Annotated in this window: 12 protein-coding genes; 6 read left to right on the top strand and 6 right to left on the bottom strand. The window is 64.2% G+C overall.

Annotated features, from left to right (window positions below; translation table 11 throughout):
• Window positions 1–15 precede the first annotated feature (15 nt).
• From AC1RQP_RS31050 to AC1RQP_RS31035, 4 genes are all read left to right on the top strand, one after another.
• Entirely contained in the window at window positions 16–1,404 is a 1,389-nt protein-coding gene (locus tag AC1RQP_RS31050) for a surface carbohydrate biosynthesis protein (protein ID WP_492940623.1), read from the top strand.
• A gap of 4 nt (window positions 1,405–1,408) precedes the next feature.
• On the top strand, window positions 1,409–2,815 hold the full coding sequence (locus AC1RQP_RS31045; RefSeq protein ID WP_492940621.1) for a capsular polysaccharide export protein, LipB/KpsS family: 1,407 nt from the start codon (window positions 1,409–1,411) through the stop codon (window positions 2,813–2,815).
• An 11-nt stretch (window positions 2,816–2,826) separates the two neighbouring features.
• Window positions 2,827–3,576, top strand: coding sequence for a glycosyltransferase family 2 protein (locus AC1RQP_RS31040; protein WP_492940619.1), 750 nt, complete (start codon window positions 2,827–2,829; stop codon window positions 3,574–3,576).
• 142 nt (window positions 3,577–3,718) lie between these two features.
• Window positions 3,719–4,681, top strand: coding sequence for a UDP-glucuronic acid decarboxylase family protein (locus tag AC1RQP_RS31035; protein ID WP_492940617.1), 963 nt, complete (start codon window positions 3,719–3,721; stop codon window positions 4,679–4,681).
• A gap of 121 nt (window positions 4,682–4,802) precedes the next feature.
• On the opposite strand, the gene AC1RQP_RS31030 is transcribed toward AC1RQP_RS31035, so the two are convergent.
• Window positions 4,803–7,739: a M10 family metallopeptidase C-terminal domain-containing protein gene (locus AC1RQP_RS31030; RefSeq protein WP_492940615.1), complete on the bottom strand. Its 2,937-nt coding sequence runs from the start codon at window positions 7,737–7,739 to the stop codon at window positions 4,803–4,805.
• Window positions 7,740–8,026: 287 nt separating this feature from the next.
• On the opposite strand from AC1RQP_RS31030, the gene AC1RQP_RS31025 reads away from it, so the two are divergent.
• Together AC1RQP_RS31025 and AC1RQP_RS31020 are read left to right on the top strand one after the other, a co-directional pair.
• Complete coding sequence (locus AC1RQP_RS31025; RefSeq protein WP_492940613.1) at window positions 8,027–8,251, top strand: hypothetical protein; 225 nt, start codon at window positions 8,027–8,029, stop codon at window positions 8,249–8,251.
• Between the two features lie 155 nt (window positions 8,252–8,406).
• Window positions 8,407–9,600 (top strand): CaiB/BaiF CoA transferase family protein, encoded by a 1,194-nt coding sequence (locus AC1RQP_RS31020; RefSeq protein ID WP_492940611.1) that lies wholly within the window; start codon window positions 8,407–8,409, stop codon window positions 9,598–9,600.
• A 167-nt stretch (window positions 9,601–9,767) separates the two neighbouring features.
• Here AC1RQP_RS31020 and AC1RQP_RS31015 read toward each other — a convergent pair whose 3' ends face one another.
• The 5 genes from AC1RQP_RS31015 to AC1RQP_RS30995 form a co-directional block, all read right to left on the bottom strand.
• On the bottom strand, window positions 9,768–10,718 hold the full coding sequence (locus AC1RQP_RS31015) for an outer membrane protein (protein WP_492940609.1): 951 nt from the start codon (window positions 10,716–10,718) through the stop codon (window positions 9,768–9,770).
• A 76-nt stretch (window positions 10,719–10,794) separates the two neighbouring features.
• The gene (locus AC1RQP_RS31010; RefSeq protein ID WP_492940607.1) at window positions 10,795–12,312 is read right to left on the bottom strand and encodes a tripartite tricarboxylate transporter permease; all 1,518 of its coding nucleotides are present in this window, start codon (window positions 12,310–12,312) and stop codon (window positions 10,795–10,797) included.
• 13 nt (window positions 12,313–12,325) lie between these two features.
• Window positions 12,326–12,868, bottom strand: coding sequence for a tripartite tricarboxylate transporter TctB family protein (locus AC1RQP_RS31005; RefSeq protein WP_239625343.1), 543 nt, complete (start codon window positions 12,866–12,868; stop codon window positions 12,326–12,328).
• A 176-nt stretch (window positions 12,869–13,044) separates the two neighbouring features.
• The gene (locus AC1RQP_RS31000) at window positions 13,045–14,031 is read right to left on the bottom strand and encodes a Bug family tripartite tricarboxylate transporter substrate binding protein (RefSeq protein WP_492940605.1); all 987 of its coding nucleotides are present in this window, start codon (window positions 14,029–14,031) and stop codon (window positions 13,045–13,047) included.
• A gap of 144 nt (window positions 14,032–14,175) precedes the next feature.
• A complete protein-coding gene (locus AC1RQP_RS30995) occupies window positions 14,176–14,973 on the bottom strand; it encodes an enoyl-CoA hydratase/isomerase family protein (protein WP_239625346.1) in 798 nt (265 codons plus the stop codon).
• Window positions 14,974–14,978: the final 5 nt, after the last annotated feature.

Here is a 14,978-nt window from a genome sequence, read left to right as displayed (position 1 = left end):
GAGGAGACGTGAACGGTGCGCATAGGCCTCGTGGTCGATCACCCCAAGCGTGACCTGCCGGGTGCGGTCATGCTCGGTTATCAGCTCGCGCGGCGCGGCGTCTCCGTCGTGCTGGTGCCGATGTACGAGCAGGCCGTCGACGTTCCTCGGCTCGGGCTCGACGCGCTGGTCGTCAACTACGCGCGTCCCGTCAACCTCGATCTCATGCGCAGCTTTGCGAGGGACGGGCTCGCGCTCTACGTGCTCGATACCGAAGGCGGCGTGCTCGCGGAAAAGGGCGGCAACTCGCCGCCGGCAATGGCGGCCCACATCAAGGGCAGCGGCTACGCCGACATCCTGGCGGGCTATTTCTTCTGGGGCAGTCGGCTGCACGAGGCCTTCCTCGCGGCCGGAACCATGAAGCCGGAGCAGCTTCACCTCACCGGATGCCCGCGCTTCGACTTCGCTGCGCCGCGCTGGCGCGCGCTGCTCGATGGCGAACCGCGTGACTACCTGCTCGTCAACGCCAACTTCCCGCTGGTCAATTCACGCTTCACCGGCAAGCCGGGCGGCGAGCGCGAAGCGATGGTGCGGGCCGGTTGGGACGGCGGCTATGTCGATCGCTTCATCGCCGACCTCAAGCAGGTCTTCGCCAACTACCTCGCCGAAATCGACCGTCTTGCCGCAGCGCGGCCCGACCGCACCATCCTGGTGCGTCCGCATCCCTTCGAGAGCGAGGAGGTCTATCGCAACGCGCTGGCGCGCCACGCCAACGTCCTGATCGACGGCACCGGCAGCGTACTCGACCGCATCCGCAATGCGGCCGCGGTCGTTCATCTTAACTGCGGCACGGCCGTCGAATCGGTCCTGCTCGGAAAGCTTCCGCTCCAGCTCGAATATCTGAACACACCGACCACCGCCGGCCATGCGGCGCTGCCCGCGCGCGTGAGCCGACCGGTCGCCTCGTTCGAGGAGCTGCTTGGCGCGATCGACCATATCGAGCGCGAGACCGAGACCTTCGATTTCGCCCGCGTTCATGCCGCCGATATCGAGGCCTTCTTCCATCTCAACGACGGGCAAGCCGCAGAACGGGTCGCTGATGTCCTGACGCGCGCCACGGGTGCGCGCCGGCCTTACGTGTCGCTACTGGCGACCGTGAAGGGCACGCGCGACAAGCCGAGTGTCGGCCAGATCGTCAAGGGCGCTGCCAGCGCCGCGCTCGGATCGGCCGTGACGGAACGGCTGCGCAGCCGGTTCAACCCGGCCCGGCGCGACAAGCGCATCGAGCCGGTCGTCGTCAGGACCCTGTTGCAGCGTATCGCAGCTCATGACCGCGCGAGCCCGGCGCAATTCGCCACAAGACGCGCACACTGCGCGACGACAGGCTTGCCGCTCGCGAGCATTGCCATCGACCCCACCCGATAGACTCATGGCCACACCCTCAAAGACCATTCTCATCACCACGCTTGCCGAATACCAGACCCGGTTCTGGATTCCGGTCGCGCAGCGGCTGCGTGCGGCAGGCAACGATGTCGAGCTGCTCGCCTTCGACGATCGCAGCGCCGAAATGTCGGCAGCCGAAGGCGTGCCGGTCACCAACATGTACCGCGACGGCCTGAGGACCGGTCCCTCCCCCGACGACCGCGGCGCGTTCGACGCGCGCGTCGCCGCCTACGGGCTCGACGGGACCAATTTGCTGTTCAGCCATGAGCGGTTCACGTTCGGCATCCGCGACACCGCAGCGCTGCGCCGGCGCTTCATGATCTATGCCAACGCGATGGAGACGGTGCTCGACCGGCTGGAGCGGCAAGGTAAGCGCGCCGAGCTGGTGCAGGAGCTGGGCGGCTTTCTCTCGGTGCTCGCGAGCTTCTACGCCGCCAGGCGCCGCAACATTCGCAACTGGTTCATCGAGCCTTCGTTCTTTCGCGGCCGCATGTACTTCACGCCCGACAGTCTCGCTGCGCCCGACGTGATGCCGACACCGGCGGATACGGTGTCGGCAGAGGTACGCGCCTATCTCGACGACACGCTGAAGCAGCGCGCGATCGTCATCCCCAAAAAGGACCAGCATCATTATTCAGCGGCCTTCAAGAAGGTCGTGAACCTGCGCAATGCCCGCCGCCTCACCGAAAAGCTGTGGGACCAGTTCGCGCTCGGAAAGCATCAGGAGTTCGGACACAATCTGCGTCACGCCCGCGTGCACGCGGCGATGGCGCTCAATGCGACGCGGCTGCGCAAGCTCTACAAGCCGATCCCCGGGGCGCCCTTCGTCTACTATCCATTCCACGTTCCCGCCGACATGGCGCTGACGCTGCGCTCGCCCGACTACCTCGACCAGGTCGCAACAGTCGACTTCCTGCTGCGGACGATCCCGGACTCGCATGTGCTGGTGGTGAAGGAACACCCCGCCCAGATCGGCGCGATCTCGGCCGACCGCCTGTTCGAGCTGGCGCGCCGCTTCGACAATTTCGTACTGCTGCCGCCGCAGACTAACAATTACACAGTGCTCAACCGCGCCGATGCGGTCATCTCCGTCAACAGCAAGTCGGGCGCCGAGGCCTTGCTGCTCGGCAAGCCGGTCGTGGTGATGGGCGATGCGTTCTACCGCTCCTGCCCGCTGGTCTACGCGGTCGACCGGCTGGCGGACGTGCCCGCGCGGCTGCGCGAGGCGCTCTCCGCCGGGCCATTCGATCCAGCCAAGGGCGCGCCCTATTTCGAAGCGGCCTGGCGCAGGTCTTATCCGGGCGAACTCTATATCAGCGATCCAGGGCTGCTCGACACGTTTGCGGCCTCGTTGTGCGCCGCGATCGCCGAGCCCACCGCCCGCGCGAATTGAACGGACCCGTCATGCCGCTCGTCTCGATCATCACCCCATCCTGGAACGTCGAAGGCCTGATCGAGGAAACCATCCGCTCGGTGCAGAGCCAGAGCTTTCCCGATTGGGAGCTCCTGATCGCGGACGACTGCTCGACCGACAGGACACCGCAGATCATCGCGGACATCGGCGAGCGCGATCCTCGCGTCAAGCTGATCCGGCAGGCAAAGAACGGCGGGCCGGCGCTGGCGCGCCAGGCCGCGATCGACCGGGCGCAGGGCCGCTATCTCGCCTTCCTCGACAGCGACGATCTGTGGCTGCCCGGGAAGCTGGAGCGGCAGCTCGCCTTCGCGAAGGCGAAGCAGGCCGCGCTGAGCTACACCGCTTTCCGCCGCATCAACGAGACCAACACGGCGACAGGACGGCTGATCGAGGTGCCGGCCTCGCTCAGCTATGGGCAGCTCCTGAAGAACACCGCGATCGCCACGCTGACCGCGATGGTCGACCGCGAGATCGCCGGCCCCATCGCGATGAAGAACGAGGGGTATGACGATTTCTGCCTGTGGCTCTCGATCCTCAAGCGCGGCCATACCGCATACGGCCTCAACGAGGATCTGGCGCGCTACCGCGTCAGGGGCTCCTCCGTCTCCAGCCGCCCGGTGCGCTCGGCCAAATGGGTCTGGCAGATCTACCGCAATGTCGAGCACCTCTCCCTGGTCCGATCGGCTTGGTGCTTCGGCCATTGGGGGGCACGGGCCTGGTTGAAGCGACGGGAGTTCTAGGCCCAGCCTAAAAAGTGCGAAAACAACCCCATGCACAGTAGAGGTGTTTAGATACCTCGGCCCAAGGCATTTGGCTATTGGCGAGTCCGGCCGTTGCCGATACCACTCAGCCGCTCCCTTTGCGAACAATCTGGAACCGATCATGCCGTTTGAAAACTACAGGAACAGCCGCATCCTCGTGACCGGGGGAGCCGGGTTCATCGGATCGCACCTTTGCGAGCGACTGCTCGATTCGGGAGCCGAGGTGGTGTCCGCGGACAACTATTTCACCGGCAGCCGGCGCAATATCGCCCATCTGATCGCAAATCCGCTGTTCGAGGCGGTCCGGCACGACGTCACCTTCCCGCTCTACATCGAGGTCGACGCGATCTTCAACCTGGCCTGCCCGGCCTCGCCGATCCACTACCAACGCGATCCGGTACAGACCACCAAGACCTCTGTGCACGGCGCCATCAATATGCTTGGGCTCGCCAAGCGGCTCAAGGCGCGCATCTTCCAGGCCTCCACCAGCGAGGTCTATGGCGATCCGCTGATCCATCCGCAGACCGAGGATTACTGGGGCAACGTCAACCCGATCGGCATCCGCTCCTGCTACGACGAGGGCAAGCGCTGCGCCGAGACGCTGTTCTTCGACTATTGGCGCCAGCACGGCCTGCCGATCAAGGTCGCGCGCATCTTCAACACTTACGGCCCGCGCATGCAGCCGAATGACGGGCGCGTGGTGTCGTCCTTCATCGTCCAGGCGCTCAAGGGCGAGCCGATTACCGTATTCGGCGACGGCGGCCAGACCCGCTCGTTCTGCTATGTCGACGACCTCGTCGAGGCCATCGCGCGGTTGATGGTGAGTGCGGAAGACGTCACGGGACCGATCAATCTCGGCAACAATTCCGAGTTCACCATCCGCGAACTCGCCGAGAAGGTCATCAAGCTCACCGGCTCGCGTTCCAGGCTGGAGTTCAAGCCGCTGCCGCAGGACGACCCGCGCCAGCGCCAGCCCGACCTCACCAAGGCGAAGGCGGTGCTGAACTGGGAACCAAAGGTTGCGCTCGAGGATGGGCTGAAGGAGACGATTGCCTACTTCAAGCACTCGCTCGAAATCGCCTGATCCCGCTCGCGGGGCCATTCCCGTGGTTGCGGATAGCTGCGATGTAGCCGGCAGGATGGGACACCGGCGAACCAAGACAGAGACGTTTGCCGGAGAAGCCTCGCGGAAAACGACCACGCCTTCAGGTCAGCTGGAAATCGAAATCGTGACGGGCCTGGAGAAAGTCGGCCAGAATGTCGATTGCAGCCGTGCCGTGACTGTCCGCCGGTCGAGTCCACTGATCCGACGCAGTCCACGGATCGGCGGGTGCCGGGATAAGGTCCGGCGGCTCGGACGGAGCGGTCAACGAGTGGGTGAAATCGAACGCGAAACCGTCGCCGGATGTCGGCGCAGCGCCCACCGTGCCGTCGCCGTTGAGATCCTGCTGCAGCGTCGGCTCCAGCGCTTTCAGAGACGGATCGGACCCGAGCACTTCCGGGGCCGCGGCAAGGGTCGTTAGGAAATTGCCGTTCGCGTCCGTGCTCCAGACTGAATAATGGGCATTCGCCGAGTTCTTCCAGACCACGTCGTAGCCACCGCCCGACACCTTCTCGGCGCCGATCACCGACCAGGTGCCCCAGTTCGCTGTGATCACCGCAGAGCCTGCATACTTCAAGGTCGGCCCGGTACCTGTCGCGATGCTCTCAAGATGGTAGTTGCCGCCGGATGAAACGACGCGCGTCGATCCAAACGCCTCGATCGTGGTGCTGCCGGCAGCAGCGACGCCGATCATCCCGTCACCGTTCAGATCTTGCTGCAGCGTCGGCTCCAGCGTCATCAGCGATGGATCGGTTCCCAGCATTTGGGGAGCCGAACCCAGCGTGGTCAGGAAGTTGCCGTTGCTATCCGTGCTCCACACGGAGTATTGCCCGCCTGCCGAATCCTTCCAGACCACGTCGTAGCCGCCGCCCGACACCTGCTCGGCACCAATCACCGACCAGGTGCCCCAGTTCGCTGCGATCACCGCAGAGCCCGCGTATTTCAAGATCGGCCCGGTACCCGACGCGATGCTCTCGAGATGGTAGTTGCCGCCGGATAAAACCAGACGCGTCGATCCAAGCGCCTCAATCGTGGTGGTGACGGCAGCAGCGACGCCGATCATGCCGTCACCGTTCAGATCTTGCTGCAGCGTCGGCTCCAGCGCTTTCAGAGACGGATCGGACCCGAGCACTTCCGGGGCCGCGGCAAGGGTCGTCAGGAAATTGCCATTCGCGTCCGTGCTCCAGACGGAATAATGGGCATTCGCCGAGTTCTTCCAGACCACGTCATAGCCGCCGCCGGACACCTGCTCGGCGCCGATCACCGACCAGGTGCCCCAGTTCGCTGTGAACACCGCAGAGCCTGCATATTTCAAGGTCGGCCCGGTACCGGTGGCGATGCTCTCGAGATGGTAGTTGCCGCCGGATGAAACGACGCGCGTCGATCCAAGCGCCTCGATCGTGACGGCAACTGGGAAGCCGATCATACCGTCACCGTTCAGGTCTTGCTGCAGGGTCGGCTCGAGCGTCTTCAGGGATGGATCGGTTCCCAGCATTTGCGGGGCCGAACCCAGCGTGGTCAGGAAGTTGCCGTTGCTGTCCGTGCTCCAAACGGAATATTGCCCGCTGGCCCCTTCCTTCCAGACCACGTCATAGCCGCCGCCCGACACCTGCTCGGCGCCGATCGCCGACCAGGTGCCCCAGTTCGCTGCGATCACCGCAGAGCCCGCATAGTTCAAGGTGGGCCCGGTCCCGGTGGCGATGCTCTCGAGATGGTAGTTGCCGCCGGATAAAACCAGACGCGTCGATCCAAGCGCCTCGATCGTGGTTGTCACCAAGCTGGAGCTTGCGAAGGTACCATCGGCGAATTGGAAGTACTCTACACCCACGGCAGTGTCGGTTCCGTCGGGCAGGCCGGAACGTTGGTCGACGATTGTGAATATCTGCGTCGCCACGTCGTACGAAATCAGGTAGTTGGCCCGGCTGCCCGAATACACCGCAGTGTCCGTGCCGGTGCCGCCATTTATACTGTCGTTGCCCGCACCGCCCGTGATGGTGTCGTTGCCACCGGCGCCGTTCAGCGCGTTGGCGATGGCGTTGCCAAGGATCGCGTCGTTGCCGGACCCGCCGACGGCGTTGTCGATGTAGGAGCGCGTGTCCCCGTTGTAGAGATAGGCGTTGTAGACGTTGCCCGATGCATAATGGCCGTTGCCGAGATAGGCCAACTGCACGGCGGAGAACACCGACGAAGCGCCGGGATTGAGGTTGATGCTCAGGTTGGTCGTGTAGTTCGACAGGTCGTAGGTATCGACGCCGCCGCCGTCCCAGACGGTCTCGTAGATGCGGTTGGCCGAGCCGCCGACGCCGCCGCCCGGCGCGAGCTGACCGACGCCGTTGATGAACTGCTGTCCGGTGGTCGAATTCCAGGTGTAGACGGTGTGGCTGCTCTGCGTCGTGTAGTCCGCGCCGTACATCGTCTGGAGCGCGAGGATATCGTTGGCCATGTAGGTCTGCGAATATCCATAGGCTTCGTTGGTGTAGCCGCCCGTGGTCGAAGCGCCGACATAGCTGCGATAGCTCATGACGGTATATTCGCTGCTGTCATGCGCGCTCGGCACCGCGACGTTGCCGGGGCCGCCAGCCTCCTGGCTGTGCTTGAGGCCCAGGGCATGGCCGAGCTCGTGCAGCGCGGTGGTGAAGTAATAGTTGCCGAGCTTGGCCAGCGAGAAATTGTATTGAGTGCCGAACCAGATGTCGCCGCCGGGCGCATAATTGCCGGGATAGTAGGCGTAGGCGGTCGGGTTGGCCGCGGACGACTGCGCGACCATGATGTCGGCGCCGTTCGTCCCCGCGTATTGGATGTCGGCGTTGGTGTAGCCGAGGATCAATCCGACCGCGTAGTTGATCGCCGCCTGTATCTGCGTGGGCGCCGAGGCAAAGCCCGAAGTGGTCGGCTCGCTGCTGCCGCCGTAATAGGGGTTGGAATAGTCGCCGGGCGCGTCGGGAAAGCTGTAGGTGATCGCGCCGGTCCATTTGTAGCCGGACAGCAGGCCGTCGATCTCGGCGTTGTTGGTGGCACTGACATTCACAGCGGTAGCCAATTGACTCTCCAGAGCAATGCCTCGCCAGATTCGCGGCGGAGGCGCATGATTCTAGCCTGAGAGTTGAACGTTTGGTTTAACTTGGGCTGCGGCGTCCGCTCCCTTCCGTAAGACCTTGTTAGGCGTCAAATCCCGTAGTCATACGGACACCGATGGGATACGGCTTCCGGCCCCTGTCATGTCCCAGAGACGATATGATGAAACGAGGCGCATTGTCAGCCGGTCTGATCGGTGTCCTCGCAACGTTAGCGGGATCGGATCATCTGTCCAACGGAGAACAGCCTGCCATGGTCGGGAAAGCCAAAGCGGATGACGGCAGGAAGGAGAGCGGCAAGGCAGGCCGCGCGCCCTCCATGCCAATCGCCCGCGATCCTGCCGTCGCGGTGGCAGAGGAATACGAAGCCGCCCGCCGGAAGGGAACGCGGGAAGCGTTCGAGCTCTTCATTGCGCGCCACGGCGATGATCCCTTGGCCGAGCAGGCGCGCGCGGAATTGAAGCGCCTGTCGCGCTGACCCTTCCCCACGCACCGCAGCAAAGCCGCCACGCACCGCAGCAAAGCCGTGTCAGGCATGGCATTTCGGCAGGCGGCATGCGCATCGGACGAGGGTTGCCGCAAGGTCTTTCGGCACTATGGTAGGCCCCGCAATCCGTCCCGGAGCCTCTCAAGATGCCCTTTCCGCATGCCTCGGAAGCCCTGTCGCGCTTCACCGTGCTCGATCTGACCCGCGTGCGCTCCGGGCCGACCTGCGTGCGGCAGCTCGCGGACTGGGGCGCCAACGTCGTCAAGATCGACGCGCTGACCGAGGATGCCGGCGGCGAACAGCCGGGCGGCCCCCGGCGGGGTTCCGACTTCCAGAATTTGCACCGCAACAAGCGGGCGATGACGCTGAACCTGAAGGATGAGCGCGGGCTCGCCGTCTTCAAGCGCCTGGCCACCAAAGCCGACGTCGTGGTCGAGAATTTCCGGCCCGACGTGAAGAAAAAGCTCGGCATCGACTATGACAGCCTCGCCGCAATCAACCCGCGCATCGTCTATGGCAGCATCTCCGGCTTCGGCCAGGACGGCCCCTACCATAAGCGCCCCGGTTTCGATCAAATCGCGCAAGGCATGGGCGGGCTGATGTCGATCACCGGCGCGCCGGGCGGAGGCCCGATGCGGGTCGGCATTCCCGTCGCCGACCTCACCGCCGGCCTGTTCTGCGCCATGGGCATCCTCACCGCGCTGCTCGAACGCGAGGTCTCCGGCAAGGGCCAGTGGGTGCAGACCTCGCTGCTCCAGGCCCAGATCTTCATGCTCGACTTCCAGGCCGCGCGCTGGCTGATGGAGAAGGAGGTCGCCAGGCAGGCCGGCAACAACCACCCGACCAGCATTCCGACCGGCGTGTTCAAGACCTCCGACGGCTACATCAATATCGCTACCACCGGCGGCCGGATCTGGGAGCGCTGTGCGCAGGCGATCGGCGCGCCGGAGCTTTTTGGCCATCCCGACTATGCGACGGCGCCTGCCCGCTCCAAGAACCGGGATGCGCTCAACGCCGAGATCGAGAAGCGCACCGTGACGAAGTCGACCGAGACCTGGGTCCGCGAGCTCAACGAGGCCGGCGTGCCCTGCGGTCCCATCTATGCCATCGACCAGGTGTTCGAGGACGCGCAGGTGAAGCATCTCGGCATTGCGCAGGACGTGCCGAACGACGAGGGCCGCCATATCCGCCTGGTTGGCCAGCCCGTGACGCTGTCGCGTACGCCGAGCAGGATGGTGGCGCGGCCGCCGGAATTCGGCGAGCAGACCGATGAGGTGCTGAAGGAGTTCGGTTTCGGCGCCGACGAGATTGCTGGACTCAGGGACGCCAAGGTGGTGTGACCTACAGCATGATCCGGAAAAGTGCGAAGCGGTTTTCCGGAAAGATCATGCGTGAACAACAACCTAAAGCGCGATGACGCTTCATCCAAATCTCATCGCGCTTTAGGTCGGAAACGACAATGCCCGGCAAGGTTGTCGGGCATCGATGGCAGTTCGCGCTGGACAGCTCAGTATTTTGCAACGACGGGCGTTGGAGTGAACGCGTAGTTGAAGCCGGCGCGCAGCACGTGATCGTGGAAGCTTACGTCCGCCTGGTTGGCGGTGCCCGCGAAGTAAGTCTTGCTCCCGAAATCCATGTAGAGATATTCGAGCTTGGCCGACCAATTCCGGGTGAACTTGCGTTCGACGCCCGCGCCCACCGTCCAGCCAACTCGGGTATCAGTGCTGGTTGCCCCCGCCCCGATTGGAAAGCTGAAACCGCCGAGCGGAGTCGTGCCGCCGAGGCCCGGCCCGAAGACCTGGATTCCAAGCGCGGTCGCGGACGAATATTTGAACTCGCCTACGGCGAGACCACCGGTCGCGTACCAGAGAGTCTGCGGATCCGACAGAATACCGACGCGCCCGCGGAATGTCGCGAACCACTGCAGGTCGTAGGAGAGATTTGCGGTGAGCGTCGCAATGGAGTTGAAGTCGCTGCCGAATGGGAGACCGATGATATTCGAACCGTAGCGTGCGCTCGTCGTGGTCACCGTCCGCGATGACCGCTCGCCGGTCGCCTGAATGTCGCCCTCGAGACCGACGACCCATTTCGGATCGACCTGCCAGTTGTAGCCCAGCTGACCGCCGGCCAGCCAACCGTCGACGTTCTGGCCAAACGCGCTGAATTGTGTGGCCGGAAACGGCAGTGCGATCGGCGCCACAGTCGTCTCTGCCCTGCCCCAGCTGTATCCGGCGTTCAATCCGGCGTAAAAGCCCGTCCAACTCCAGACCGGATCGACGACGGCCGGAGCCTTCACGTAAGGCTTCGATGCCAGATCAGCTGCCAATGCGCTGGTCGCGACCAGCGATGCCACCACAACTCCCGTCACAATCTTCATTGCAATGCCCCGTGAAAAACAAGAAATCCACGAGCAGCATAAGCGCCAAGGCCGGCCCAGGCTGTCGCGCGACAGCAACATTTGGAAACGACCACTAAGCGTCAGCGACCGGACTATGGCGACACGATAGAACTAAGACACAGATCAAATTCACCTTTCATTGCGTCGCCGTTTTGTCCTGCTGCCGCCCGCCGACACGGCCGAGCAAGCCGTCGATCACCGGCCAGAACAGCAGCAGAATCGCCAGCGTCGTGATCGAGCCGACCAGACCGTTCGACCAGAACACCTTCAAGGTCCCACCGGAGCCAATCATCGACAGGCGAAAGGCATCCTCGGCGCGGTTGCCGAGCACGAGCGCGAGGGTAAACGGCGCCAGGGGAATGCCGATCTTCTTGAAGACGTAGCCGACGATTCCGAAACCGAGCATCAGCCAGATGTCGAACATCGCGTTCTGGATCGCATAGGCGCCGATCGCGCAGGACACCACGATCATCGGCGCCACCGCGGCAAAGGGCACGCGCAGGATCGAGGCGAAGATCGGCACTGTCGTCAGCACCAGGACGAGGCCGACGACGTTGCCGAGATACATCGAAGCGATCAGGCCCCAGACGAAGTCCTTGTGTTCGACGAACAGCAGCGGCCCCGGATTGAGCCCCCACACCATCAGGCCGCCGAGCAGGATCGCCGCAGTGCCCGAGCCGGGGATGCCGAGCGCCAGCATCGGCAGCAGGGCCGAGGTGCCGGAGGCATGCGCAGCCGTCTCCGGCGCGAACACGCCCTCGATGCGGCCCTTGCCGAAGCTTTCGGGCTCCTTGGCGAAGCGCTTGGCGAGGTTGTAGCCCATGAAGGAGGCCGCGATCGCGCCGCCGGGGGTGATGCCGAGCCAGCAGCCGATGAAGGAGGAGCGCAGCAGCGTCACCCAGTATTTCGGCAGGTCCTTCCACACGCTGAGCACGACGCGCAGCGAAATGCCCGCCGCATGTCCCCGCAGCGCCAGCCGCTCCTCCATCGTCAGCAGGATCTCGCTGATGCCGAACAGGCCGATGACGGCGACCAGGAAGTTGATGCCGCGAAGCAGCTCCGGCGAGCCGAAGGTCATGCGGAGATTGCCGGACACGGTATCCATGCCGATGCCGGCGAGCAGCAGCCCCAGCGACATCGAGATGACCGTCTTGTGCTTGGCCTCGCGCCCGAGGCCGACGAAGGAGCAAAAGGTCAAGAGATAGACCGCGAAGAACTCGGGCGGGCCGAACTTCAGCGCGAAGGACGAGATCATCGGCGCGAGGAAAGTGATCAGCAGCACGGCGACCAGCGAGCCGATGAAGGAGGAGGTGAATGCCGCGGTCAGCGCCTCCGCCGCCCGGCCCTGCTGCGCCATCGGATAGCCGTCGAAGGTGGTCGCGACCGACCAGGCTTCGCCCGGGATGTTGAACAGGATCGAGGTGATGGCGCCGCCGAACAGCGCGCCCCAATAGATGCAGGACAGCATCACGATCGCCGAGGTCGGGTCCATCGTGAAGGTAAGCGGCAACAGGATCGCGACGCCATTGGGGCCGCCGAGCCCCGGCAGCACGCCGACGAAGATGCCGAGCACCAGCCCGACCATCATCAGCACGAGCGTCTTCCACGTCAGCAGGACGGCAAAACCGTGGAGCAGGAGCCCGAAAGCTTCCATTGTGCGGGCCCGCCTAGCGGCCGAGGGCCGCTTCGAGCGGCCCTTTCGGCATGATGACGTCGAAGGCGATGTCGAAGGTGACGAACATGATCGCCGTGAACACGAAGGCGGTGAGCAGCGACTTCCACAGCGCGATCTTGCCGACGAGGCGCATGAAGCCCGCGATCAGGAGGAAGCTCGCAACATAGAGGCCGAGGAACTGGGTCGCCGCGCAGAACAGCAGCGTCGGGACGAACACCGCCATCACGCGGCGGGCCTGCGCCCGCGTGACAAAGGTCTCACGCACCGCGCGCCGCGCGAGGAGCGCCGCGATCAGGCCGTAGAGGCTGCCGCCGCCGAGGATGATGGCGAGGTAGAACGGGAAATAGCCCGGCTCCGGCCCGGTCGCATCCCAGGACGCGCCGGTACGCCAATTGTCGTAGCCGAGCGTGGCGGCGAGCGCGAGCAGCAGGAGACAGACGACGATCTCGATCGTCCCGGAAGAGACGACGGAGGGGGAGTCGTCTTCAGGCGCGGTCGGATCGTCGACGACGATTTCAAGTTCGGTTTGGGACATGGGCGAGCAACAAATGCTGTGGCCAATCCCCTCTCCCCGCTTGCGGGGAGAGGGTTAGGGTGAGGGGGAGTCTCCGCGGAGACGGCGAGAGTTGGACTCGCGGAGAGTCCCCCTCACCCGGATTGCATCTTCGATGCAATCCGACCTCTCCCCGCAAGCGGGGCGAGGTGAAACAGCTACTTCGCGACGAAACCGGCTTCCGTCATCAGCGACTTGTTCAGCGTATCGTCCTCCTCGAGGAACTGCACCATGTCCTTGCCGGTGAGGAAGATCGGCTTGAGCGCCTGCTTCTCCATGTACTCCTTGTATTCCGTGGTCTGCGTCACCTTGTGGAACAGGTCGACATAGAACGCCTGCTGTTCCGGCGTCACCTTGCCGGGCAGGAACATCGCGCGCAGCATCAGATACTGCACGTCGACGCCCTCCTCCTTGCAGGTCGGGATGTCGGACCAGGACTGCGTCTCCGTCACCTTCGTCGTGTAGGAGATGCGTTCCTTGTCGAACACGCAGAGCGGACGCACCTGGCCCGCGCGCCAGACTTCGAGGTTCTCGCTCGGATTGTTGACGTTGGCTTCGGTGTGGTTGCCGACCAGCTGGGTCGCGGCCTCGCCGCCAGACTTGTAAGGCAGATAGGAGAATTTCGCGCCGGTCTTCTGCTCGAGGAACACGGTCAGCACGTGGTCCTCGCGCTTGGAGCCCGTCCCGCCCATTTTGAACGGCGAACTCGCGGCTTTCGCGGCTGCGACGAATTCCTTCACCGTCTTGGGACCCGCGCTGTTGTCCCAGAGAACGAACTGATCGAGTGCGACCACGGAGACCGGGGTCAGCTCACGCCAGTTGAACGGGATCTTGGCCGACAGCGGCAGCATGTAGATCAGCGAATAGGCGATCAGCACCTTGTTCGGGTCGCCCTCGCTGGATTTCATGTACATCAGCGCTTCCGCGCCCGAGGCGCCGCCCTTGAGCGAGACGACCATCGGCTGCTTCATCAGATTGTTCTTCTGGATCGCGGCCTGCATCATCCGCGCCATCTGGTCGGAGGCGCCACCCGCGCCCGCCGCAACCACGATCTCGACGGGCTTCGTCGGTTCCCAGCCGGCGAAGGCCGGCGTGCTCAACAACAGCGCCGTCGCAGCGCCGACGGCCTTTACTGAAATTCGCACGAGTTTCGCCCCCTGATGTTTTTTTGAGTTGTAGTGCGGAAGAATTCTATCCCTGCATTGTGCGGACTAACGCTGACGAGTGCAAGCAGCCCGGCAATTGGGCGCATATGACTTTCGACGGACGACGTCGATAGCGCATGAGCTTTACTTGCCCTTCCAGACGGGTGCCCGCTTGTTCAGGAAGGCGTCCATGCCCTCGCGGAAATCTTCGCTCATATAGGCTTTCAGGATCAGGTCCTCGCCCTCCTCCCGCGACAGCGTGCGGCGGATGCGGCGCACCGCTTCCTTGGTCGCTTCCAGCGTGAGCGGCGCGTGGCCGGCGACGAGCTTTGCGGTCTCGTCGGCGCGGCGTTGCAGCGTCTCGACGTCGGGCACGACCTCGTTGAGCAGGCCGAGCGCCAGCGCTTCCTGTGCCTCGACGAGGCGCGCCTTGAAGATCATGTCCTTGGTGCGGGCGGGGCCGACCAGCGCGACGATGCGGCTGATGTTCGACATCGACAGGCAGTTGCCGAGCGTGCGCGCGATCGGAAAGCCCATCCGCGTCGTCTCGGTGCCGATGCGCAGGTCGCAGCACGCGGCGATGCCGGCGCCGCCGCCGGTGCAGGCGCCGGCAATGGCCGCGATCACCGGAACGCGGCACTGCTCGAGCGTGCCCAGCACGCGGTCGATCCGCGCCTCGTAGTCGAGCGCATCCTGCGCGGTCTTGAAGGCACGGAATTGCGAGATGTCGGTGCCGGAGGCGAACGCCTTGTCGCCGGCGCCGGTCAGGATCAGCGCCTTGATCGAGCGATCGGCGTTGATCTCCAGGCAAATCTCCGCCATGCGGTCATACATGGCGAAGGTCATGGCGTTGCGCGCCTGCGGGCGGTTGAAGGTGATCCGCGCGATGCCGTCCTCGACGGAATAGAGCAGGTCTTCGTTTGCAGTCGTCGGTGCGTTCATCGCGC

The organism is Bradyrhizobium sp. GW821-FHT13H06 (assembly GCF_058803975.1).
This window is presented reverse-complemented; position numbering and strand designations above follow the sequence as displayed.

What these genes read in the sequence shown, in the direction of transcription:
- AC1RQP_RS31005 (WP_239625343.1), bottom strand. Translation starts at nt 12,868, where the DNA reads ATGTCCCAAACCGAACTTGAAATCGTCGTCGACGATCCGACCGCGCCT.
- AC1RQP_RS31015 (WP_492940609.1), bottom strand. Translation starts at nt 10,718, where the DNA reads ATGTTGCTGTCGCGCGACAGCCTGGGCCGGCCTTGGCGCTTATGCTGC.
- AC1RQP_RS31020 (WP_492940611.1), top strand. Translation starts at nt 8,407, where the DNA reads ATGCCCTTTCCGCATGCCTCGGAAGCCCTGTCGCGCTTCACCGTGCTC.
- AC1RQP_RS31010 (WP_492940607.1), bottom strand. Translation starts at nt 12,312, where the DNA reads ATGGAAGCTTTCGGGCTCCTGCTCCACGGTTTTGCCGTCCTGCTGACG.
- AC1RQP_RS30995 (WP_239625346.1), bottom strand. Translation starts at nt 14,973, where the DNA reads ATGAACGCACCGACGACTGCAAACGAAGACCTGCTCTATTCCGTCGAG.
- AC1RQP_RS31040 (WP_492940619.1), top strand. Translation starts at nt 2,827, where the DNA reads ATGCCGCTCGTCTCGATCATCACCCCATCCTGGAACGTCGAAGGCCTG.
- AC1RQP_RS31035 (WP_492940617.1), top strand. Translation starts at nt 3,719, where the DNA reads ATGCCGTTTGAAAACTACAGGAACAGCCGCATCCTCGTGACCGGGGGA.
- AC1RQP_RS31025 (WP_492940613.1), top strand. Translation starts at nt 8,027, where the DNA reads ATGGTCGGGAAAGCCAAAGCGGATGACGGCAGGAAGGAGAGCGGCAAG.
- AC1RQP_RS31045 (WP_492940621.1), top strand. Translation starts at nt 1,409, where the DNA reads ATGGCCACACCCTCAAAGACCATTCTCATCACCACGCTTGCCGAATAC.